The sequence below is a fragment of the Vibrio owensii CAIM 1854 = LMG 25443 genome, assembly GCF_000817815.1.
Taxonomy (GTDB): Bacteria; Pseudomonadota; Gammaproteobacteria; order Enterobacterales; family Vibrionaceae; genus Vibrio; species Vibrio owensii.
The window spans coordinates 1-21,830 of the sequence record NZ_JPRD01000033.1 but is presented as its reverse complement, the minus strand read 5'-3'; the positions used below and the strand labels follow the sequence as shown (position 1 = coordinate 21,830).

At 47.3% G+C, this 21,830-nt stretch carries 23 protein-coding genes; 1 reads left to right on the top strand and 22 read right to left on the bottom strand.

The features are described 5' to 3' along the window. From fliQ to H735_RS18370, 7 genes are all read right to left on the bottom strand, one after another. A complete protein-coding gene (fliQ, locus tag H735_RS18400) occupies positions 1–270 on the bottom strand; it encodes a flagellar biosynthesis protein FliQ (protein ID WP_005433008.1) in 270 nt (89 codons plus the stop codon). A 27-nt stretch (positions 271–297) separates the two neighbouring features. After that, positions 298–1,167 (bottom strand): flagellar type III secretion system pore protein FliP, encoded by an 870-nt coding sequence (fliP, locus tag H735_RS18395; protein ID WP_027726726.1) that lies wholly within the window; start codon positions 1,165–1,167, stop codon positions 298–300. Beyond that, a complete protein-coding gene (gene fliO, locus H735_RS18390) occupies positions 1,154–1,567 on the bottom strand; it encodes a flagellar biosynthetic protein FliO (RefSeq protein WP_027726725.1) in 414 nt (137 codons plus the stop codon). The genes fliP and fliO overlap by 14 nt, the downstream gene beginning before the upstream one ends. Position 1,568: 1 nt before the next feature. Beyond that, on the bottom strand, positions 1,569–1,979 hold the full coding sequence (gene fliN / locus H735_RS18385; protein ID WP_005438697.1) for a flagellar motor switch protein FliN: 411 nt from the start codon (positions 1,977–1,979) through the stop codon (positions 1,569–1,571). A 101-nt stretch (positions 1,980–2,080) separates the two neighbouring features. Beyond that, on the bottom strand, positions 2,081–3,127 hold the full coding sequence (fliM, locus tag H735_RS18380) for a flagellar motor switch protein FliM (RefSeq protein WP_020196560.1): 1,047 nt from the start codon (positions 3,125–3,127) through the stop codon (positions 2,081–2,083). Positions 3,128–3,134: 7 nt separating this feature from the next. Beyond that, on the bottom strand, positions 3,135–3,635 hold the full coding sequence (fliL, locus tag H735_RS18375; protein WP_020196559.1) for a flagellar basal body-associated protein FliL: 501 nt from the start codon (positions 3,633–3,635) through the stop codon (positions 3,135–3,137). 38 nt (positions 3,636–3,673) lie between these two features. Then, a complete protein-coding gene (locus tag H735_RS18370) occupies positions 3,674–5,113 on the bottom strand; it encodes a flagellar hook-length control protein FliK (protein ID WP_020196558.1) in 1,440 nt (479 codons plus the stop codon). Between the two features lie 282 nt (positions 5,114–5,395). Between H735_RS18370 and H735_RS18365 the strand changes: the two genes are divergently transcribed. Continuing rightward, the gene (locus H735_RS18365; protein WP_020196557.1) at positions 5,396–5,710 is read left to right on the top strand and encodes an NIPSNAP family protein; all 315 of its coding nucleotides are present in this window, start codon (positions 5,396–5,398) and stop codon (positions 5,708–5,710) included. A 36-nt stretch (positions 5,711–5,746) separates the two neighbouring features. Here H735_RS18365 and fliJ read toward each other — a convergent pair whose 3' ends face one another. From fliJ to H735_RS18290, 15 genes are all read right to left on the bottom strand, one after another. Continuing rightward, positions 5,747–6,190, bottom strand: a complete 444-nt coding sequence (fliJ, locus tag H735_RS18360) for a flagellar export protein FliJ (protein WP_027726724.1) — start codon at positions 6,188–6,190, stop codon at positions 5,747–5,749. Between the two features lie 6 nt (positions 6,191–6,196). After that, complete coding sequence (gene fliI / locus H735_RS18355; RefSeq protein WP_020196555.1) at positions 6,197–7,516, bottom strand: flagellar protein export ATPase FliI; 1,320 nt, start codon at positions 7,514–7,516, stop codon at positions 6,197–6,199. 3 nt (positions 7,517–7,519) lie between these two features. Further along, positions 7,520–8,311, bottom strand: a complete 792-nt coding sequence (gene fliH, locus H735_RS18350; protein ID WP_020196554.1) for a flagellar assembly protein FliH — start codon at positions 8,309–8,311, stop codon at positions 7,520–7,522. Between the two features lie 113 nt (positions 8,312–8,424). Then, on the bottom strand, positions 8,425–9,480 hold the full coding sequence (fliG, locus tag H735_RS18345; RefSeq protein ID WP_020196553.1) for a flagellar motor switch protein FliG: 1,056 nt from the start codon (positions 9,478–9,480) through the stop codon (positions 8,425–8,427). Beyond that, positions 9,473–11,215, bottom strand: coding sequence for a flagellar basal-body MS-ring/collar protein FliF (fliF, locus tag H735_RS18340; protein WP_020196552.1), 1,743 nt, complete (start codon positions 11,213–11,215; stop codon positions 9,473–9,475). Before fliF ends, fliG begins: the two co-directional genes overlap by 8 nt. Positions 11,216–11,230: 15 nt before the next feature. Beyond that, a complete protein-coding gene (fliE, locus tag H735_RS18335; protein ID WP_005438670.1) occupies positions 11,231–11,542 on the bottom strand; it encodes a flagellar hook-basal body complex protein FliE in 312 nt (103 codons plus the stop codon). A gap of 126 nt (positions 11,543–11,668) precedes the next feature. After that, complete coding sequence (locus tag H735_RS18330) at positions 11,669–13,078, bottom strand: sigma-54-dependent transcriptional regulator (protein WP_009707377.1); 1,410 nt, start codon at positions 13,076–13,078, stop codon at positions 11,669–11,671. 36 nt (positions 13,079–13,114) lie between these two features. Then, positions 13,115–14,146 (bottom strand): sensor histidine kinase, encoded by a 1,032-nt coding sequence (locus tag H735_RS18325; RefSeq protein WP_005438668.1) that lies wholly within the window; start codon positions 14,144–14,146, stop codon positions 13,115–13,117. A 192-nt stretch (positions 14,147–14,338) separates the two neighbouring features. Then, a complete protein-coding gene (locus H735_RS18320; RefSeq protein ID WP_005438666.1) occupies positions 14,339–15,805 on the bottom strand; it encodes a sigma-54 dependent transcriptional regulator in 1,467 nt (488 codons plus the stop codon). A gap of 286 nt (positions 15,806–16,091) precedes the next feature. Then, entirely contained in the window at positions 16,092–16,502 is a 411-nt protein-coding gene (fliS, locus tag H735_RS18315) for a flagellar export chaperone FliS (protein WP_020196551.1), read from the bottom strand. Between the two features lie 12 nt (positions 16,503–16,514). Further along, entirely contained in the window at positions 16,515–16,820 is a 306-nt protein-coding gene (locus tag H735_RS18310; RefSeq protein ID WP_020196550.1) for a flagellar protein FliT, read from the bottom strand. Continuing rightward, positions 16,821–18,833 (bottom strand): flagellar filament capping protein FliD, encoded by a 2,013-nt coding sequence (gene fliD / locus H735_RS18305; RefSeq protein ID WP_020196549.1) that lies wholly within the window; start codon positions 18,831–18,833, stop codon positions 16,821–16,823. Between the two features lie 20 nt (positions 18,834–18,853). Then, positions 18,854–19,282 (bottom strand): flagellar protein FlaG, encoded by a 429-nt coding sequence (flaG, locus tag H735_RS18300; RefSeq protein ID WP_020196548.1) that lies wholly within the window; start codon positions 19,280–19,282, stop codon positions 18,854–18,856. 80 nt (positions 19,283–19,362) lie between these two features. Further along, on the bottom strand, positions 19,363–20,493 hold the full coding sequence (locus H735_RS18295; RefSeq protein WP_020196547.1) for a flagellin: 1,131 nt from the start codon (positions 20,491–20,493) through the stop codon (positions 19,363–19,365). Positions 20,494–20,792: 299 nt separating this feature from the next. Further along, on the bottom strand, positions 20,793–21,830 hold a 1,038-nt coding region (locus tag H735_RS18290; RefSeq protein WP_052268487.1), incomplete at its 5' end, for a flagellin.

Here is a 21,830-nt window from a genome sequence, read left to right as displayed (position 1 = left end):
CTAGTAGAGCACCTGTGGTAGGCGTTCAATCAGGCCGAAGAAGTATTCCATCAACATTTGGGTCATCCAGTGGCCAAACAACATTAACGCCAACAAGGTAACAATCAAACGTGGTAAGAAACTCAACGTTTGTTCGTTGATAGAGGTTGCCGCTTGGAAAATAGCGACGACAAGACCAATAAGCAAACTTGGGATAATAATGGCACAGACCATGATCAGCACCATCCACAGTGCATCACGGAAAAGCTCGACAAACATTTCTGGAGTCATGTCTTACCCTCTTCTCTCTATGCCAATCTAAAGGGCAAAACTGCCGGCGAGTGTCGACAATATCAAGTTCCAACCATCCACCAGCACAAACAGCATCAGCTTAAATGGTAGCGATACGATCATTGGCGAGAGCATCATCATACCCATTGCCATCAATACCGAGGCGACAACCAAGTCGATGATCAAAAACGGCAAGAACAACATGAAACCGATTTGGAACGCTGTCTTAAGCTCTGAGGTAATGAAAGCAGGAATCAACACTGCCATCGAAACGTCTTCTGGGTTTGTCACCTCTTCGCCAGACATATTGACGAACGTTTCCAAATCTTTAATTCGAGTCTGTTTAAGCATGAACGCTTTCATCGGTGCTTGCGCCGCATCAAAGGCTTCACGTGCTGTCACTTGCTCGTTCAAATAAGGTTGTACCGCTTGATCGTTAATTTCATTCAAAACAGGTGACATGATAAAGAACGTCAAAAATAGCGCGATACCAATAATGACTTGGTTAGATGGCGTTTGTTGCAGACCCATTGCCTGTCGCAAGATGGACATCACCACCACGATACGGGTAAACGACGTCATCAAAATCACCATGGCTGGCAAGAAGCCAAGCATGGTCATCAAAGCAAGAATTTGTAGCGTAACCGAGTAGTCTTCGCTGCCATCGGCATTGGTCGTCATGGTAAAGGCGGGAATCCCTCCACCATTGCCCACTGACATACTTCGGCTTGAGCCCGATTCGTTTTCCATCGCCTGAACCGTCACACTATCACCTTGTGCAAGGTTAGAAGGTAATGGCGATTCCTCTGCCTGCGCAAACGAAAGTGAAGAAAACAGCACGCCAACGAGCAGTATAAAAGTGCTCAGCATTAGGCGGATTGAATTATCCTTTGTCATGTTTTTTTATCAGTTGGCTAAATTGACTCGCGAAGGCGCTGATCGCCAACTCTTCCTCTTTCAATGGCTTTTCAAGCTTGGCTAGGGTTTGGATAGATTGGCTGGTAATGCCGACCAAAAACTGTTCTTCCCCGACTTGCACAACCGCAATGCGCTCTTTGGTACCGACTGGTAACTGGCTAACAATTCGTAGCCCTTTTTGTTGACCCGTTGCTGATACTTGCATGCGCTTTAGCAACCAAGCCAGAAATAGAATCACACCAATAACCAGCACTAAAGAACCTAGCGTGGTCGCAAGATCCAAACTCGTTGGCACGGCAGCAAATGCATAAGGAGCACTCAGCATTAAGCCGAATGCTCCTGTAATTTGCTTCAACCGCGTTTTAATTGAACTGCTCATATTAACGTAGCTTTTTGATGCGTTCAGTTTGGCTGATCACGTCAGTTAGACGAATACCAAACTTATCGTTGACGACAACGACTTCACCGTGCGCAATCAAAGTACCGTTGACCAGTACATCGAGCGATTCACCCGCTAGGCGATCAAGCTCAACAACCGAACCTTGGTTCAATTGCAGTAGGTTACGGATACTGATTTGTGAGCGCCCTACTTCCATCGAAATGGTCACTGGAATGTCCATGATGGTGTCGAGTTTTCGACGCTCATCTTCCGTAATTGGAGCAGAAGTGTCTTTTAACTCTTCCAGTGGCGCTGCCAATATTTCATCAACATCAATTGAAGGTGCAGACGGGTCTTCGCCAAGAGCGGCTGCCCATTCGTCTGCTAGCTTTTGATCGTCACTTGGTTCCATTTTTCTGTCCTGTGTTAAACCTTACTGCGCCATACTTCTGACTTCATTCTTTGTTGTTGATAACAGAGAACAAAGCGAGGCGATTGTGATGAGTAAGGGTTTTAATCGTCTGTATCGTCGTCGCTTTCAAGTTCAGACATGATGTCTTTACCCAAAAACGCTAAATCTGTTTTTACTACGTGCGGGCGTTCGATCTCTTCAGAGATCTGCACCGCCATCTTGTCTTCGGAGCGCCCCATTTTCACACGGTAAGTTGGTAAGTCTTCGATGAACATTGTTGCGTGTTCTGGCATTTCAATCGGAATCACATCGCCCGGTTGCAGCTCCATCAAATCACGCAGAGAGATGTCCTTCTCTAGCAGATTCACACGGAAGTTGACTGGGCAATCCATGATCTCTTCACGTAGTGCCGAGCTCCAACGCACATCAGTTTCCATCTTGTCGGATTGAACACCCGCATCAAGCAGTTCGCGGATTGGTTCCACCATCGAATAAGGCATGACCACGTGGAAATCACCACCGCCGCCATCGACTTCGATATGGAATGAGCTCACGACGATCACTTCGGTCGGGCTGACGATGTTCGCCATGCTTGGGTTTACTTCAGAATCGAGGTATTCAAATTCCACACCCATTACTGGCGACCACGCTTCTTTGTAGTCTTCGAAAACAATTTTCAGCAGAAGCTGGATGATGCGACGCTCAGTTGGGGTAAATTCGCGACCTTCAATTTTGGCGTGGAAACGACCATCACCACCAAAGAAGTTTTCTACCAGAATAAATACCAAGCGTGCTTCCATGGTGAGCAACGCCGTACCTTTAAGTGGACGGAAGCGCACCATGTTCAAACTTGTCGGAACGTACAGGGTATTTTGGTATTCACCAAACTTCATCATCTGCACGCCGTTGATCGACACTTCAGCGGTTTTACGCAACATGTTAAACAGGCTGATTCGCATGTGTCGGGCAAAACGCTCATTGATAAGTTCGAGCGTCGGCATTCGACCACGGACAATCCTGTCTTGAGACGAGAAATCGAAACTGACGGCACCCTCGGTGTCATTATCTATGGGTTCATCGACGTCATCAACGTCGTCAACCCCATGCAGAAGCGCATCAATCTCGTCTTGGCTTAATAGATCGGTCACGTTATACCTATTGAATTACAAAATCTGTAAACAGTACTTTCTCAATCACTGGCTTACCAACAGCGGCATTCAGTGCGGCTTTGATATCATCAGAAGCGCGATCACGTAGCTCAGTTCGTCCTGTTGGAGAACGAAGTTGCTCCACGGTCGCTGAAGCAAATGTTGATAGCAGTGAACTCTCTATCAGTGGAGAATGGTAACGAGCCAATTGCTCATTCTCGCTGCCACGCACCATCAGTTGCGCTTTGATTTGTACCAGTCTATCGCGACGATCTCCCGTCACGTTAAAAATAAAAGGCTGCGCGATATTCACATAAGCGATCGGCTCAGCCGCTGTTTGCGCTTGTGCTTGCTCGGTCTGCTCCGCTTGCGCTGGCTCATCAGAGCCCATTAAGAAGAAAGCGGCACCACCACCGCCAACCAGCAAAAATACCACTGCGATAATGATGATCAGTAATTTACTTTTTCCTTTTGGCGCATCCGCACCCTGTAGCTGTTCTTCTAACATTACTGTCTCTTATTGTTCTGCTTTTTTAGGCCGCTATTTTATGCGTAAAAACTAATTCCATCACGCTTTGAAACCACATTCAAATCAAGATTCGTGTCAGCATCAAAGTTTTCATCTAACTGACCAGAAAATCCACGACCTTGAGAGCTTTGACCGTTTTGTTCCGCATTGGCGTAGCCACTTTGTTGCTGACTACTGCTCTGTTGTTGAACCGACGAATCCGCCAATTGCATACCTTGCTGAGCCAACATTTCTCTCAGGCGAGGTAAGGTTTGTTCAATCAAGTCACGCGCTTGCGGGTTTGCCACCGTAAAATGAACGTTAGCAAGGTCGTTGTTCATTGTCATGCGGATCTGCATACGACCAAGCTCTGGTGGATCAAGACGGATATCGAGGTTCTTTAAGTTCTTCGACATCATCATCTGTACTTTCTCTGCCACTTGGTCATTGACCAGTTCTTTGGTTAGTTGCAACGGTAACTGTGCCTGTTGCGCAGCATCTACTCGTACTTGTTGTTGAGCTGTCACGCCTTGTTGACCTGCTGCCGCTTGAATTTGCCCTGCTAAACCACGTTGTGGTTCCGGTTTATCTTGCTTACTTGAAACACCTTTCAACACGCCTGCAGCAAGACCAGCATTCATCACTTTCTTGCTCAACTCTGCACTAGAAGCAGCCTGAGCCGCTGGGTTCAGATTTGCTGCCACTAGCGCTTCTGGCATTGCAGACAACGCTGCTTTGTCAGCATTTGGGGATACGGCTGTCTGCGCACTCGCTTGAGCTGCAGTGTGCTTCATGTCCTGCGTGGCTAGCTGATGAGCTTGTTGTTCTGGAGTCAGCGGGGTGTCTTTTTCATGTTGAGCAACGTTTTGCGCCAATACTGCTTCAGGTGGCAGTGCTTTGCCGCTATCAACTAATTGCTCATTAGGCTTAAGCGTTTGGTTTGCTTGCTCAATACGCCCCAACAATTGTTGACCTTCACCCATCGCACTTTTCACTTGAGCGTCAGGCGCCTGTTTAGAAACGTCTGCATCATTAGGTTGCGTTTGGTTTGCTATCGAGCCTTGTGTAACTTGGTTTGAAGCACCATTTGCTGCTGACTGGGTTGCATCGCCTTCCGAGGAATTGGTTTGTTTAACACCGCTAGAAGCCGATTCGCTATCTGAGAGCTCACCCGCTTTGCTGCTCGCAACTTGTTTACCGTCGCCTTGAGCAAGTAGCTCATCGGTTGACTCTGCAGATGCCACTTTCTCGCCATCCACAGCTTCAGCGACTTTTGTCTCCTCGTCTATATTTTCTGCCGATACTTCTGGCGCATCAGATTTTGCCACCGCTTTTTCGGCTTTTTGTGAATCAGTGAATACCCCGTCTAAGGTTTCAAAAAAACCTTTGCTTTCAGGGTTTTCTGCAGCAACTTTACTTGAAGAATCGGGAACCGACGTTTTATCGGTTGCAGAAACATTGGATAAATTCACATTCATATAAAAACTCTCGTCATCGGCAGCGTTGAGCAACTCGCTGTCGGATTGCACATAGGCGGCAAATTTAGGTCAAAAGACCCGATACTGACGGCTAAATAGCAAAAATCACGCCAACGCATAGTGTGGAATTTCTGACGGTTAAGTGAGACGACTACAGTGGAACAAAGATCAACTTTGCGATATCCCTAAGCAGCATCAAAGATGCGTAAACCATCATCAAAATTTGACTATTCATTGGTGGGAGCGTAAACAGAAGCCTTGCTCAATCAATAAGGAATCGCTTTGAAAGTCACAGAACTTCGCCAATATAAAATTAAGACTGGCAAAACAGAGCAATGGTTAACGTGGATGAAAGACGAGTTGCTGCCCTACCAACGCTCCAAAGGCATGCGTGTCTTAAACATCTATGTTCACACGGGTGAAGATGGGCACGATTACTTTGTCTGGTTACGTGAGTTTGACAGTGAACAAGCGCGACAAGCGATATATGCAGAGACTTACAATGAATGGTGGATTCGCGAGATTCGACCAAAAGTGTTTGAGTTGATAGAGCAAAACTCCGTCAAAGTGACCTTGCTTGAATCAGTAGATATATAACCAGCAGCACTAGCGCGATATAACGATGAGAAACGCTTAAAAACGTTGCGGTTTCCGGCTATACAGCAAGGTAGAGAACTCATCCATCTGCTTTTGCTCACGCTTCGCTTCCGCAATTTGCTTTTCTTTCTCGCGCTTTTCAATCATCCACTCGTAAGACATCCGTTCTTTACGCATGTTTAACCAGTAATCTTGGCAGTTCACCACCTGCTCTTTAAAGTGGTTTTCTGCCTGTTTTTGCTTGGAAAGCGTTTCATCAAGCTGGGTTAAGAAGCGGTTTAAGTGGCCATATTGGCTTGCGGTGAGTCCTGCCATACCACGGTCTACCAACTGCTGACAGTAATCTAAGCGGTACTTTTCAATTTGCTCTACTTGGCGGTAGTAACCTTCAAGCTCAGAGCGAGCTTTATTGAGCGCAAGTACGGCTTGGTCTTCGCGTTCTTTTGCCTGCTCAAGTAGGAATTCCATGGCGTTATTCATACGCTATTACCCACCCAAGATACTCTTCAACATGTTGACGCACATGTCATAAGGCACAGACTCTTTCATGCGCTGCTGCAAGTACTCGTCCAGTTTTGGTTTGAGGGTAAATGCACCATCGATAGCAGGATCGGTACCCGGTTTATAAGCGCCAATCGAAACCAAGTCTTGGTTTTTGCGGCAAATCGACAACACCTGACGCACCGCTTTCGACATCAACACGTGCTCTTCTGTGGTGATTTGCGGCATAACACGGCTCACCGATTTCTCGACATCGATGGCTGGGTAGTGACCCGCATCTGCCATTTCACGAGATAAGACAATGTGACCATCGAGGATCGCACGTGACGCATCGGCGATCGGATCTTGCAGATCGTCACCTTCGGTCAGAACGGTAAAGAATGCGGTGATCGAACCTTGATCATCACCACCGTTACCAGCACGTTCCACCAAGGCAGGCAATTTAGCAAATACCGAAGGCGGATAACCTTTGGTTGCAGGCGGTTCACCCACAGACAACGCAATCTCACGCTGCGCTTGAGCAAAACGCGTCAAAGAGTCCATCAGTAGAAGAACATCTAATCCTTGGTCACGGAAGTATTCGGCAATCGTCAGTGCAGTTTGACAGCCCTTTAAGCGCATCAAAGGCGAGGCATCGGCTGGAGCAGCTACCACCACAGAACGACAGCGTCCGTCTTCACCCAAAATCTCTTCAATAAATTCTTTTACTTCGCGTCCACGCTCACCAATCAGGCCAACGACAACAACTTGTGCCGTTGTGCCTCGCGTCATCATGCCAAGGGTGACCGATTTACCCACACCAGAACCCGCAAACAGACCGATACGTTGACCTTTACCGACCGTCAATAAGCCATTGATGGCTTTTAAACCCACATCAAGTGGCTCAGAAATCGGCTTACGCGCTAATGGGTTAATTGGCTCAGCATTGAAAGAAGCGCGGTGATCGGTATAAAGCGGGCCAAGGCCATCAAGTGGGTTACCCACACCATCAACCACACGCCCAAGCAGTTCCATTCCAACGGGCAAACCCGCTTCGCTGGTCAACGGCGTCACTTTCGCGCCCGGTAAGATGCCCGTGATTTGCTCACTAGGCATTAAGAAAAGGTTATTACCAGAAAAGCCCACCACTTCCGCTTCCATATGACCGGACATGGTCTCGACTAGGCACAAACTACCAATCGGAGCACGACAGCCTGTCGCTTCTAAGGTTAAGCCTACAACGCGAACGAGCTTGCCTGAAGCAACTGGGCGCGTGGTTAACCCTTCGATTTTGTAGTTTTTTAAACGGTCAGCCAAGGCTTGCATGGATTACTCGCCCCCTTGATGGCGGTTTGCACCACAGAAGCTGTTCAACACACTTTTCATGCGTTCTTCCATACGATAGTTGATGCTCGATTCGCCAGCAGCAATCTGTACGTCTCCACGGTTTAATGACGGCTCAGCCACCAAAGTCCAGTTACGACAATCAAGTTCTTCTTCACCGTATGCAGAGCGAATGATCGCCACATCGTCTGGGTTCAGGTGCAAAGTAATTGGATGGCCAGAAATAGGTAGCGCTTCGACAGATTGTTTTACAGTATCGAGAATAATTTGAGGGTTGGTTTGCACTTCCACATGCACAACTTCTTTAACTAGGCACAGCACCATGTCCACCAACTGCTTTTCAACCTGAGCGTTCATCAGCTCTAAAGGTTGAGCAAACTGGTTAGCCAAGTTCATGAAGGTTTCTACCTGCTGCTGGGTGTACTCTTGCCCAGCGGTAACACCTTCCGCTTTACCCAGTTCAAGACCTTCTGCATGACCTGCTTGAATGCCTTCTTCTTTGCCTTTGTCGTAACCTTGTTTAAAGCCTGCTTCTTGACCTTGATACAGACCTTCTTGATAAGCGCCTTGCTTGATCAGTTCGATCTGCTCTTCTGTCAGCTCAAGCGCTTGCTCTTCTTCCGGTTCGTCAAAATTTGGTACCCAACTCGGATCGTAGTTAAACGCAGTTTGCTTGGCTTTTAGCTCACCATAATCAGGCCCCCCCCAGCGCTGCGGTTCGATCATCGCATCATCTTCATCAGGACGGATAAATCCACGTTTTCTATCGCCAGCCATGCTTAACCTACAATCTGTCTATTTTGAAATTGATATTAAAAATAAAGTGCTTTGAAAAATGCGCGATTAAGGAAGTACATTCCTCCCACTTAAGCAGGAAGAATAAAAAAGGATTATAAGAACTCGTCTGCGCCGCCAGACAGCATGATTTCGCCAGCGTCTGCCATACGACGAGCAATCGCCAAGATTTCTTTTTGCGCCGCTTCTACGTCTGCAACACGAACTGGTGGCATTGCTTCGATATCGTCACGCATCATCTCAGCGGCACGCTTAGACATGTTCTTGAAGACTTTCTCACGTAGAGAGTCATCGGCACCTTTAAGTGCACGTTGTAGAACGTCTTGAGGAACATCACGCAGCAATTTCTGAATACCTTGGTCGTCCACTTCCACCAAGTTCTCGAATACGAACATGAGATCTTGGATTTGTGTTGCCATGTCCTCGTCTTGGTCGCGAATCTGCTCCATCAAGATACCTTCGACGTTGTTGTCTAGGTAGTTCATGATTTCTGCTGCCGCCTTCAAGCCGCCAATCTTCGCTGCTTGTGCACCCGCTTGACCTGCGAACTGTTTCTCCATGATTTCGTTCAGCTCTGCCAGTGCAGATGGCTGAACTTCTTCTAGGTTGGCAATACGCATCATCAGATCCAGACGCACACGCTCTGGGAACTGAGAAAGTATTTCTGCTGACTGATCCGCCTCCAAGTACGAAAGTACGATGGTTTGAATCTGCGGGTGTTCGTTGACGATGATACTTGCCACTTGACGAGGGTCCATCCACTTGAGTGAATCCAGACCTTTCGAGCCTGTACCCAATAGGATTTGGTCAACCAAGTTGTTTGCTTTATCTTCACCCAGAGCAGCCACCAGCGCATTACGCATGAAGTCTTCGCTGCCCATACCGATGTTGGTGTATTTCTGGATGTCTTCTAAAAACGCACGATGCACACCAGACACTTTGTCTTGGCTCAGATCTTTAGCGCGCGCCATTGCACTACCAACACGTTGAACTTGCTTTGGCTCCAAGTGACGAATGATGCCAGCAGCGTCGCCTTCGTTCAGGCTCAGTAGCAAAATCGCCGCTTTTTCTTCACCTGTCATGCTAGAGACATCAAATTCCGCAGGAACACCTACGCCGTTTTCACCTTGAGGTACGATATCGTTAGCCATTTTCGTTCATCCAGTTTTTTACAACTTGAGCAGCAAGTTCTGGTTCGTTTGCTACCAGAGCACGTACTGCTTTAAGTACATCTTCATCTTTGTGAAGGTTAGGCAAATCAATGCTTGAACCAAACTCAAACAGTTCACCGCTTTCGATGTCGCTACCAATAAGGCTGGTTTCACCATCCGCACCAATTGGCAAGCCATCTGGTCCGTACATTTCATCTTCGTCGGTGCTCGCAGGGTTAAGCAGTTTCTTCATCGCAGGGCGAACCAGAACCAAGATAACCACGATGATCACCAACGCACTCGCAAACCAACGAACCCAATCGTTGAAGTTTGGATGTTCCCAAATTGGTGGATCAACCATTTGCTCAAGCTCTGGCTCAGCAAACTTCACGCTCAGGACGTTTAGCAAGTCACCACGGGTTTGATCAAAACCAACCGTACCAATCAGCACTTGGCGAATGGCGTTAATTTCTGATTCTGACAGCGGCGTGTAAGTCACTTCGCCCGTATCTGGGTTTACGGTGCGACGGTCTTTGATCGCCACTGAAACGGTTTGACGCGCCAATGTGCCCGTTTGCTTGCGTTCGTGACTGATGGTGGTATCGAGCTCAAAGTTACGCGTTGATTCTTTGCGTACTGAGCCTTGGCCAGTTAGCGAACCGTCTTTCATCTGCGCCACATCTTGAGGAATAGACGCATCGGCTGGCGGTTGGTTACTCAGAGCACCAGGAATACCCGCAACCATATTGCCGTTGTTGTAATCTTCTAGCGCGTATTCACTGCGCGTTGCTGGAGTATTTGGATCGAAATTCTTACGAGTTTGCTCAACGGTGCTGAAATCCATTTGGATATCCACCTGAGCGGTGTAGTTACCAAAACCTAAGATTGGTAGAAGAACAGAATCAATCTTCTCGCGCAGCGCTTGCTCTTGGCTGCGCTCTAACTCTTGTTCTTTACGGCGAGCCGCAGACGCAGGGTCTTGAGAACCTGAGCTAAGTAGACGACCGTGTTGGTCGGTTACTGTAATACGAGAGGTCTTCATGCCCGGAACGGCACTCGCCACCATATCAACGATGGAATCCACTTCTTGTTGTTTTAGGTTTGCGCCTGTAGAGAGCGTCAAAAATACTGAAGCAGACGCTTCTTGGTTATGACGAACAAACACACTGTGTTTTGGCAGAGCGAGCAACACGCGCACTTTGCGTACCTGCTTCATCTCTTCAATCGCTTGTGCAAGTTGGCGTTCACGGCTGAGCTTCAAACGTTCTTGTTCCAAACGTTGTGATACACCAAAGCCCATGTCTTGCAGCAGAATGTCATCGCCTGCCGCTGTCGCTTGGTTCACGCCCGCACGCACCATGCCCAGCTTGATCGAGTTGTAATCACTCGATTCCACAGAAATGGTGTTGCCATCTAGCTTGTAATTGATTTTTTGCTGGTCGAGGTAATCCAGCACTGGGATCAGTTCTTCGGTTTCGTATGCACCAAGTGGGCGCATTTCCGGTTCTTTCACCCAGAAGAAAAGCATCACGATTAACGCAACACAGATAGAAATGGACAGCACTAACACGACCTGACGAAGTAAATCGAGGTCGCCTACTGCCATATCGAATTTTGACGCACTGCGCTCTTCAAGATCTGGGTTTTGGCTATCCACATCCAAATCTGAGCCAGCGATCAGTGCACCATCTGCGCCGCCATCAGTGACGGTTAAATCTGTAGACTTCTCTGCCACACTTATTACCTAAAATTACACTGGCATGTTCATGAGGTCCTTGTAGGACTCAACGAGCTTATTGCGGATTTGTACAGTGGCATCAAATGCAACACTGGACTTGTTACGAGCAATCATAACGTCAGAAAGGGAAACATCGGCATCACCACGGTCAAAACGCGTTTGCAGATCGCCCGATGCTTTTTGAAGTGAGTTTACGTTATTGATGGCTTTCGTTAGGAGATCACCAAAATCTGCCCCAACTTTCGCACCTGTTGCAACGGGAGCGGTATTAGTCGCTTCCACCATCATGGCGCGCATTTCTGCCTGAATACCATCAACTTTCATTGTCACCTCTAAGCCAAAAGTTTGACTATTAAATAAAACTGATTATTGACACAGCAATTACTGTGCCATAAGACAATAGTGCCGTAGTGTACCCACACTTTTGTCCTATGGCTATTTATGTGAATACTAAGCCGGAATATCGATACCAGCGTCACGCATTTTGGCAAGTTTATAGCGCAAAGTACGTGGACTGATGCCTAGTTTCTCTGCCATTTCTTTGCGACGACCGTTACATTCGATCAGCGTTTCCAAAATGATCGCGTATTCTTGGTCACGCAGTTCACCACCGAGTCCTTCACCACCAGCGGCAACACGGTTGATAGATTCTGCTTGCGCGACTGGCTTAACATCCGGTACCACCACTTCTGCATTTTGTACAACATGTTGCAGGCTGCTGGCATCTTGCCAATCTACACCTTCCAGCAAAATGTGTTCTGCATCAATGTCACCGTTTTCACTCAAAATCAGTGCACGTTGAACCACGTTATCCAACTCACGAACGTTACCCGGCCATGGGTATTGAAGCAACTTATCTAATGCGACTTGAGAGAACTTAGGCACTGGCATACCCATTTTGCTGCAATGACGTTCAGCAAGGTGCTGCGCAAGTGGCGAGATGTCGCCTTTACGCTCACAAAGTGCTGGCCATGAGATTGGGAATACGTTCAAGCGGTAGTACAAGTCTTCGCGGAAGTTGCCTTCTGACACGTACTGCTTAAGGTCACGGTTACTGGTTGCTAATACACGAACGTCCAACTTGATGCTCTTACGGCTACCCAAACGCTCCACTTCACGCTCTTGAAGAACGCGCAGCAGTTTCGCTTGCAGGCTCAAATCCATTTCACTAATTTCATCGAGCAAAATCGTGCCGCCTTGGGCTTGTTCAAACTTACCCGGACACGCTTGAACCGCGCCAGTAAACGCGCCTTTCTCGTAACCAAATAGTGTCGCTTCCAGCATGTTGTCTGGAATCGCCGCACAGTTAATCGCAACAAAAGGACCGTCTTTACGGTTTGAAGCGTTATGGATGTAGCGAGACATGACTTCTTTACCTGAGCCGCTTGGGCCCAAGATCATTACGTTAGCGTCAGTGCGTGCCACTTTGTCAGCTAACGCAAGTAGGCGCAGGCTTTTCTCGTCTGCAACGACGGCATCACCGTTGTCATCACTTTTGATTGGTGCATAACGGCTCACCATGTTCAGCAGAACTTCTGGTGCAAATGGCTTCGCCATGTAATCAATCGCACCTTCTTTCATTGCCGACACGGCATCTTCAATGTTTGCGTAAGCCGTCATAAGAAGAACTGGCAAGTTTGGCCAATTCTGTTTGATATTGCGTAGCAGAGCCAAACCGCCCATGCCTGCCATTTGTACATCAGAAACCACGATATCCACCGCGTTCGACTTCAGCTTCACTAAAGCGTCTTCTGCACAATCGGCTTCTAACCACTCGTACCCTGCCAGAGCCAGAGTATCCACTAGGGCTTCACGAAGACCTTCATCGTCTTCTACGATCAGCACTTTGCTTTGCGCCATTATGATTCTCCAGTAATTGTTATCGACAAAAGCCGCTTATTGCGCTTCTGCTTGCACTCGCTCTAGCGGAATGCACATGGTAAAGCAGGCTCCATCACCCTGCTCTGAAATAAGTTCCAATCGACCGTCATGGGCACGGCAAACCATTTGAACCACAGCGAGCCCTAACCCGGTTCCTTGAGAACGCGTGGTAAAGAATGGCTCCATGATTTTTGCTTGCAGTTCTTTTGGTACACCCGGACCGCTGTCTTGCACAGAAATGCGCAGTTCACCGTTCACCGGGCGGAAAAAGACATCTATTTGCGATTCCTTTCCAGACATCTGAATCGCGTTCATCACTAAGTTACTCAGTGCTGAAGCAATGGCGTTAGCGTTGCCTAACAACTCAGTGTTCTCTTCTTCGACTTCTAGGAAGTAGTCGATGCTGTTGTTCTTCAGCGCGGTTTCCACCATTGGCTGATATTCGGCAACAAGCTGAGCAATGTTAAAAGGCTTAATGACTTTATTATCACCACCTTTGGCAAAAAGCAGCATATCATTAACCTGCTTCTCCAAATCGTGCAGTCGATCCATTAATTTGCTTTGGAATCGCTCTCTTGTCGCCGGAGGGAGATTTGGCGCACCTAAATTGGATGCATATAGCATGGCGCTCGATAACGGCGTTCTCACTTGGTGAGCCAAAGAAGCCACCATGCGACCAAGCGATGACAGGCGCTGCAAGTCACTCACGCGAGATTGCAGCAAACGCGTTTCTGTTAGATCAGTGATCAGGATAAGTTGACCCGTCGCAGAGGCCGAGATCGCCAAACGAACCTTACGGCCATTACGCAGTGAGACTTCATGACCATCATCTTCGCGCGGATCAAATACCACTTGGATGATGTTGAACCATTTCTCGTTGACCAGTGGGATCTCAAGGATACGGTGCGCTTCTGGGTTGGCTTCGCGTACCACACCGTGTGTATCCAATAAGATCACACCTGCGGGCATCACATCCAAAACCTGCTTATAACGCTCGACCTGATTCTCTACCGAGTCTAAATGGGATTGGTTGGTATTATTGTCCATTCACTGCCTGTCGAAATATCGCCATTTAAAAACTAAAATAGCTTGGTAAGCAATTAGCGTACCAAGCTATTTTCTATATTTATCATAGCGTTATACTAACGACAAGAAGTTGACACTAGGAAAAGTGCGCTTTTCTTGTCGGAGAAGATAACAAGCGCAATGGAAAGTGCTTACTTCGGTGTCAGATAAAACCTAGCGTTGTAGGTTGTATTTGCGCATCTTCTCCACCAAAGTCGTGCGTCGCATACCCAGCATGTCAGCAGCTCTTGCTACGACACCACCTTGCGCTTCTAACGCTTGGCTGATCATGTTGACTTCCATATCGGCCAGAAGCTCTTTCAAGTTCACGCCTTCTGGCGGTAAAGCTTGAGGGGCATTCATGTTGTGGTCCAGATCGCTTTGATCTTCAAAACTGAAGTTCTCAGAGAAGATGTCTTGGAACACGTCGCGCTCTTGTTCTTCAACCGAAGTAAATGGGTTACCTTCTGGTTGGAACTCAGGAATATCACTGTAACGGTACTTGGTCGGCAGATGGTTTACGTCAACCAAACTGTTTGGGTAGAGAATGATCATGCGTTCGACAAGGTTGGCAAGTTCACGAACGTTACCCGGCCAGTTGTGTTCCATCAACGAGTTAATCGCACGAGGAGTGAAGCAAATTGGTTGTCCGCCTTCTGCTTCTAAGCGCGTCATTAGCTCTTGTAGCAACAAAGGAATGTCTTGCTTACGCGCTTTTAGCGCAGGCATCTCGATTGGGAACACATTCAAGCGGTAGAAAAGGTCTTCACGGAACGTGCCGTCGTCGATCATGGTTTCTAGATCGCGGTGCGTTGCGGCTACAACACGAACGTTTACTTTGATTGTGGTGTTGCCACCTACGCGCTCAAAACAACGCTCTTGCAGAACACGCAGCAACTTCACTTGCATCGACATTGGCATATCACCAATCTCATCAAGGAAGATCGTACCACCCTCGGCTAATTCAAAACGGCCTTTACGTGAGGTCAACGCGCCAGTGAACGCACCTTTCTCATGACCAAACAGCTCACTTTCCAGAAGCTCTGGTGGGATCGCGCCACAGTTGATTGGCACAAACGGACCATTGCGATAGGCAGAATGGTAGTGAATGTTACGTGCGACGACTTCTTTACCCGTGCCAGACTCACCCAAGATCAGCACATTTGCTTCTGTGCCCGATACTTGTTCGATCAAATGACGAACTTCTTGAATGCCTCGGCTTTGGCCAACAAGGCTACGGAAAAGGGTATTTTTGCGCGCGCTTGCGACGACATTAACGCCTTTGCGACCAAGGAAGTCTTTGCAGTGACGTAACGCTTCGCTAAGTTGTGGGTAGTTTAAAGGTTGTTCTAATTCACCGACAAAATTTGGCAAGTCATCAACAGGTAATGGGAAAGAACCCAGAACCAGAAGGGGGATATGGTACGCTTCGTTGAGGTGGGTCATCACCGCTGTCGCAGCACGACCTGCAGAGATGTTACCAACAATGCAACCTGACCAAACGCTAGACCAGTCTACATCGCCTAGCTGATCAGAACTGACAGCTTCGCAACTTTCTCCAACAAATTCCAATATATTGCTTATATTCAAACGACTTGGTGCATCGTCATCGATTACAAGCAGCTTTGCCAAACCTTGCATAAGTAAGAATGATTGCCTTTATTATGGGTGTGTTGCGGCCAGACCTTGATTTGCGCAATTGAGTGTAAGAAAGGTGGAACCACTCTCAATTAACGATAGACAAAATAGGAAAATCAGCAACAAAAAAAAGCCATTAGGGGCCACTAATGACTTCTATTTTATTTGAATAAAAAAATAAGGCAACCAAGTAATAAAGAGGTGTGAGCTTGATTGTAACTTTACTGAACGACTTTCTGTGCAATCAGACACAATACCCGACCAGATAAGTGAGGTATTGTTTTATCTATTAAATGCCTACTTCAGCGGCCGTTAAGTTGTGAAACTCAGTTGGGATCAGGTCCCAAGCTGATTTGATTTCACGAATAATGTCGATAACGTCATCGATAGGTTGAGGATCGTTTTGGTGGTTCGCTGTCGAGATCTGAGTGATCATGAACTCGTAAAGTGAATCTAAGTTTGATGCAATATCACCACCGTCGTCCATAGACAGACCGCTGCGCAGTGCGATGATGATGTCCAACGCTTTACCCAGACGCTCACCTTTTGCAGGAATGTTGCCTGCTTGCATTGCTGCTTTACCTTGGATCAGACGCTCAATTGCACCCGCCATTAGCATTTGAATAACTTTGTGCGGAGAAGCCGCGCTCAATTGGCTGTCGACTGATACCTTTTTGTATGCTTGCAAAGAACCGCGCATAGTATTCCTCTTTTATATAAATTTTTTGTACTGTTGAAGCGAACGTTGACCATAACGGAACTTATGAAGCTCTTTACCAACATTAGTGGTCTCGTTTTGCATCAGCTCTACAATTCTTTTGGTACGAATGAGCAAGTCTTGCCACTCTGTTTCCTGCTTAATCGATGGATTACTTTCAACAATGATTAACAGGTTTAGCAATAACTGTTCCCTGATATCGACCAAATGTTGAATTTCTTCAGCGTTAAAGTTGACTTTTTCCAGTTCTTGCGTAATTAGATGATCAATATCACTAATTTCAATGAGCTCGTTTTTCATCTATTGACCCAGCGCGTTCATCAACGCCCCCAACTGCCCTTGCATCTTGCCTGTGGCATCTTGCATTGCAGCAAATTTTGCGTGGGTACGTTTTTCTAAACTGTCCATGCGGCGATCTAATGCAGCTTGGTCATCGCCCAATCTGTAGTTCTGTTCTGTCAGGCTCTTTTCACTAGTACGGATACTGCCCGTGACGCCCGTGATGCCTTGAATCGCATCTTCCACACGTTTAGCAAAACCTGTGTTGCCGCCGAAGAACTTCTCTAACTCGTTAAAGTTGTTGTTCAGTTGGCGATCCAACATGTCGTAATTGATTTCCAACGAACCTTGGCGAGTGGTGGTAATACCGAACTCAGTTAAGGATTTCAGATCTTCTGGGGCTTTCTCAATGGATGTTGAGAACACCGATTTGAGGCGCGCATCAGCGTTACGTACTGTGCTATCGCCCGCAAGCGGACCTTTCTGGCCTGTTGTCGGATCGACGCTAGCGAGCGCTTTTGAGGTTTGGTAGAACGAGTTGTACGCAGAAACGAAATTTTCGATGTCTGCACGAACGCTTTGGCGATCGTACTCAACACCAATTTCAGCTGGCGGCTTACCCAGTTCGGATTTACCTTTCAACGTGAGGTTTACACCTTCAATGGCGTCTTCAATCACGTTGTTATGGCTCGAGAGCTGTGCAACGCCATCAAGCATCACTTGCGAATCCTGACCCGCTTGCACTTCAGTCATGCCTGAATACACTTCAAAGGCCTTTTGCGCTTCTACGATTTTGGCTTCTGCAACGTCGATCTTCTCAAGACGCTCACGCTCTTCAGGCTCGAGCTTGGCGCGATGGATTTGTTTCGCTTGCTCTTCCGTTAACTCGCCACGCTCAACTTTTTGGTCAAGCTCTTGGTTTTCATCGGCAATCTTTTGCTCGATTTCAGCTTTCTCTTGTTCGAGCTGTTGCTTGGCTTCTTTGGTTGTCACGTACGAATCGGTCAGCGTACCAGAGACAGCATTGTTCCAACCTGGTACGTCTGGAGCTTTAGCAATGGCTTCTTCGTCCAACTCTAATTCTGGTGGACGATAAGAATCGAGGAGTGTACCAGAAGCGGTTTCAGTCCAACCTGGGATACTGTCTTGCGGGCGCATACCCGCTCGTTTATTGGCAGCATCAATTGCTTCTTGCCCTGCTTTCGCCGCAGCGGCACCAGCTGCAGAGATCGGTTCATCCGCTGCGCCATCTTGCGAATTCTCTACCGTTTTTTGTTCTTCAGGAGGTATAGGATTGCCGTCTGCATCCACCTGTTCAGATTGGTCTGCATCGGTCTTTGATTCTGGTTCTTTCAGAGGTCCAAGTACGGCTTCAGCCGCTTCACGAGCTTCTTCAAGCGCGTTCACTCGGTCTTCCAGAGTTTTGTATTCGAAATGTTTCAGAGGGTTACCGGCTTCGGCATCCACACTGACTTTGATTTGATGGTCCTTGCCTGAAAGGTTTGAGGCAAGGATCAAACGCGGCCCTTCTACGTCGTTAATTACGGAAGCACGTACGCCAGGGTTATCCTTAGCGCCGTTAATTCCACGAACGACATCAACTAGCTTGGAGCTAGAACGGACATTAACGTCGAAGGTGTCATCACCAAGAGAAATCTGCAGCTTACCAGCTCCAAACTTAGCGTCTTCTGGCAAAACGTCAGAAGCCACTTTATGGCTCTGTGCAAGCTGCAACACATCGATAGCATACTTACCGGCTATAGCGTCAGTAGTTGCGGTTGCGGATACGATTTTATCATCGGTGGTTTCTACCGTACGAACGGCAAAAGCCTTCTCCTGACGAAAATTCGCCATGAGGTTTTTCATCGTATCCAACGATTCTCTGAGTCGCCCATAGGCACTGATGCTGGCGTCAATTGTCGCGCGCTCGTTGTCGATGCGTTGCTGCTTTGGCACACGCTCGGCATCTACAATTTTGCTGACCATGGAATTGATATCCATGCCGCCAGACATCCCCAAAGGGCCTAAACTCATCAAATCACCTCAAAAACGACTTACACCTTTTCAACTAACAAACCGCGGTTAGCTGTGTGCTCAGCTAGGCGACGCAATACCACGAGCATTTCTTCATCAGGGATCTGACGAATTACATCACCGGTTGTGGCTTCGTAAATCGTCACAACGTCTCGGCCCGATTCTTCATCGACCCGAAACGCCACCACTTTATTCATGGCGTTCACAAATTCATTCATTTGCTCGACCATTTTTTCGCGTTCTTCTTTGTTCAGCTCTTGGCGGGACTCCGCCATTTCAATCGCAGCTTGAACAGAGAGATCACGTTCGGAATCGTTCGGTTTTTCAACGGGAACGGTGCCGTTAGAACTTGCTGTGCTAGGCGTGCCTATACCATTTTCTTTAGCAATTTTTGTGCCACTCGGTGTGCCGTAAGGCTGGATGTTCGATACGTAGGAGGATATTTCCATTACAATCTCCCTTCCACCTTATGAGCTAACGATTAGGTCTATCGCTTTGGTGATGGTATCACTAGGCTGAGTCGACCCAATTAGCCCAACAAGCTCAGCGCTGCAGATGGTGACTGCTTCGCTTGTGCCAAGATTGAAGTACTTGCTTGTTGAAGGATTTGCGACTTAGTCATTGCTGTCGTTTCCTTCGCGTAGTCAGTATCTTTAATACGACTGTTAGACGCGTTAACGTTCTCGTTAATGTTGTCTAGATTGCTGATAGCGTGATTGAAACGGTTTTGGAATGCACCAAGAGACGCACGTTGGCTATCTACTGATTTTAATGCGCCATCAATGATAGCTACCGCTTCTTGAGAACCTGCAACTGTTGTTACGTCGATATCTTTAACTGTTACGTCTTTTGCATCGCCGAAACCAATTTCACCTGCTAGGTTGCCAGAGAAATCAACATCGCCAGTTACTTTTTGAGAAGCAGCAAATACTTGTAGCTTACCGTCTTCACCTACTGATGCTTTCACATCGTCGCTCTGACCGTTGATGTAAGTTGCTAGCTGCTCGATATCATCGCCTTGTTTCGCGTTGATAGTCAGCACTTTCTCTTCACCTTGCTTGTTGGTGTAGCTCATCTTAAGTTCAGTTTTGTCACTTACTGTCCAAGACGCGTCTTTACCATCTTCTGCTGCGTAGCTCTTACCGCCCATTGTAGAAGTATCAGAACGTAGGTTACCCATAGAAAGCATTACTGCTTCACCAGAGTCCGCACCGATTTGGAAAGATTGAGTACCGTAAGTACCGTTAAGAAGCTTGTTACCACCAAATGAAGTTGTTTCAGCGATACGGTTTAGTTCGTCGTTAAGTGCTGTAACTTCTTCTTGGATCGCTACACGTTCTGATTTTGAGTTCGAACCGTTCGCAGATTGAAGCGATAGGTCACGCATACGTTGTAGGATGTTGGTAGATTCATTCATTGCACCTTCAGCAACCTGTGCAATAGAAATACCGTCGTTCGCGTTTTTCACAGCCATGTCCAGACCACGGCTCTGTGCGTTCAAACGGTTAGAAATCTGTAGACCGGCAGCATCGTCTTTCGCGCTATTGATTTTATAACCCGAAGACAAACGCTCCATTGATTTTTGTTGACCTTCAGCCGCTTGGTTTAGGTAACGCTGTGCGGTCATCGCAGAAACGTTAGTATTAACGTTAATCGCCATAGTTGATCTCCTTAAGGCTTTAGTTGATGCACCGTCGTGTCTCTCACCTCACTTAGGTACATCTCATTTCTCTCAGTCCCTTTAACGGCGGCCTATAAATATCCTTTAGGAGAAATTTTCAATTTTTTGCGATTATTTTCTTTGGCTTACTGAAGTGTGATGAATCTCTAATATTGTAACTGGAGGTAACTCAAGCTTATCCAAACCTAAAAAACGGGCATAAAAAAACCCAGCCGAAGCTGGGTTTACTCGCTCATCTCTCACCACGAGCCAATGAGGTTCTTGTCTTAGGTTAGAAATTAACCTAGAAGACTTAGCGCTGAGTTTGGCGCTTGTTTCGCTTGCGCAAGGATTGAGCTTGACGCTTGCGATAGAATTTGTGACTTGGTCATTTGAGTCGTTTCTTTCGCGAAGTCGGTATCTTTGATACGGCTCTTCGACGCGTTCACGTTCTCGTTGATGTTATCCAAGTTGCTGATTGCGTGGTTGAAACGGTTTTGGAAAGCACCTAGCTCTGCACGGTGGCTGTCTACGTATTTCAATGCCGCATCAATGATAGCCACAGATTCTTGTGCGCCACCTACTGATGTTACGTCGATAGTATCAACCGTTACTTTCTTACCGTCGCTTAGACCTAGCTCACCAGATAGGCCGCCAGAGAATTCAACGTCGCCTTCAACTTTGTTGTTACCAGCGAAAACTTGCAGTTTACCGTCTTGATCTACTGACGCTTTTACTAGGTCAGTTTGACCGTTGATGTACGTCGCTAGCTCTTCGATATCGTCACCCGCTTTCGCGCTGATGTTGATTTCTTGCTCCTGACCAAAGCTGTCAGTCAGGCTGATTTTCATGTCGTTTTTGCCAGCTTCAACGTTCCAGTTTTTGTCTTTACCGTTTTCAGCTTGGTAGCTCACGCCGCCCATCATTTTGTTATCTGAGCGCATGTCTTTTAGGTTAAGCATTACTGCTTCACCGTTGTCCGCACCGATTTGGAAAGACTGAGTGCCGTAAGTACCGTTAAGTAGACGGTTACCACCGAAAGATGTGGTTTCAGCGATACGGTTTAGTTCGTCGTTTAGTGCCGTTACTTCTTCTTGAATCGCAACACGCTCAGATTTTGAGTTAGAGCCGTTCGCAGATTGAAGAGATAGGTCACGCATACGTTGTAGGATGTTAGTTGTCTCGTTCATTGCACCTTCAGCAGTTTGTGCAATCGAGATACCGTCGTTCGCGTTACGAACAGCCACATCCAGGCCACGGCTTTGTACGTTCAAGCGGTTCGAGATTTGAAGACCCGCAGCGTCGTCTTTCGCGCTATTGATTTTGAAACCTGAAGA

Excerpts from the sequence above, each read along its gene's own strand:
- fliQ (WP_005433008.1), bottom strand. The coding sequence starts at position 270 with ATGACTCCAGAAATGTTTGTCGAGCTTTTCCGTGATGCACTGTGGATG.
- fliP (WP_027726726.1), bottom strand. The coding sequence starts at position 1,167 with ATGACAAAGGATAATTCAATCCGCCTAATGCTGAGCACTTTTATACTG.
- fliO (WP_027726725.1), bottom strand. The coding sequence starts at position 1,567 with ATGAGCAGTTCAATTAAAACGCGGTTGAAGCAAATTACAGGAGCATTC.
- fliN (WP_005438697.1), bottom strand. The coding sequence starts at position 1,979 with ATGGAACCAAGTGACGATCAAAAGCTAGCAGACGAATGGGCAGCCGCT.
- fliL (WP_020196559.1), bottom strand. The coding sequence starts at position 3,635 with ATGTTAGAAGAACAGCTACAGGGTGCGGATGCGCCAAAAGGAAAAAGT.
- H735_RS18370 (WP_020196558.1), bottom strand. The coding sequence starts at position 5,113 with ATGAATGTGAATTTATCCAATGTTTCTGCAACCGATAAAACGTCGGTT.
- fliJ (WP_027726724.1), bottom strand. The coding sequence starts at position 6,190 with ATGAATAACGCCATGGAATTCCTACTTGAGCAGGCAAAAGAACGCGAA.
- fliI (WP_020196555.1), bottom strand. The coding sequence starts at position 7,516 with ATGCAAGCCTTGGCTGACCGTTTAAAAAACTACAAAATCGAAGGGTTA.
- fliH (WP_020196554.1), bottom strand. The coding sequence starts at position 8,311 with ATGGCTGGCGATAGAAAACGTGGATTTATCCGTCCTGATGAAGATGAT.
- fliG (WP_020196553.1), bottom strand. The coding sequence starts at position 9,480 with ATGGCTAACGATATCGTACCTCAAGGTGAAAACGGCGTAGGTGTTCCT.
- fliE (WP_005438670.1), bottom strand. The coding sequence starts at position 11,542 with ATGAAAGTTGATGGTATTCAGGCAGAAATGCGCGCCATGATGGTGGAA.
- H735_RS18330 (WP_009707377.1), bottom strand. The coding sequence starts at position 13,078 with ATGGCGCAAAGCAAAGTGCTGATCGTAGAAGACGATGAAGGTCTTCGT.
- H735_RS18325 (WP_005438668.1), bottom strand. The coding sequence starts at position 14,146 with ATGGACAATAATACCAACCAATCCCATTTAGACTCGGTAGAGAATCAG.
- H735_RS18320 (WP_005438666.1), bottom strand. The coding sequence starts at position 15,805 with ATGCAAGGTTTGGCAAAGCTGCTTGTAATCGATGACGATGCACCAAGT.
- fliS (WP_020196551.1), bottom strand. The coding sequence starts at position 16,502 with ATGCGCGGTTCTTTGCAAGCATACAAAAAGGTATCAGTCGACAGCCAA.
- H735_RS18310 (WP_020196550.1), bottom strand. The coding sequence starts at position 16,820 with ATGAAAAACGAGCTCATTGAAATTAGTGATATTGATCATCTAATTACG.
- fliD (WP_020196549.1), bottom strand. The coding sequence starts at position 18,833 with ATGAGTTTAGGCCCTTTGGGGATGTCTGGCGGCATGGATATCAATTCC.
- flaG (WP_020196548.1), bottom strand. The coding sequence starts at position 19,282 with ATGGAAATATCCTCCTACGTATCGAACATCCAGCCTTACGGCACACCG.
- H735_RS18295 (WP_020196547.1), bottom strand. The coding sequence starts at position 20,493 with ATGGCGATTAACGTTAATACTAACGTTTCTGCGATGACCGCACAGCGT.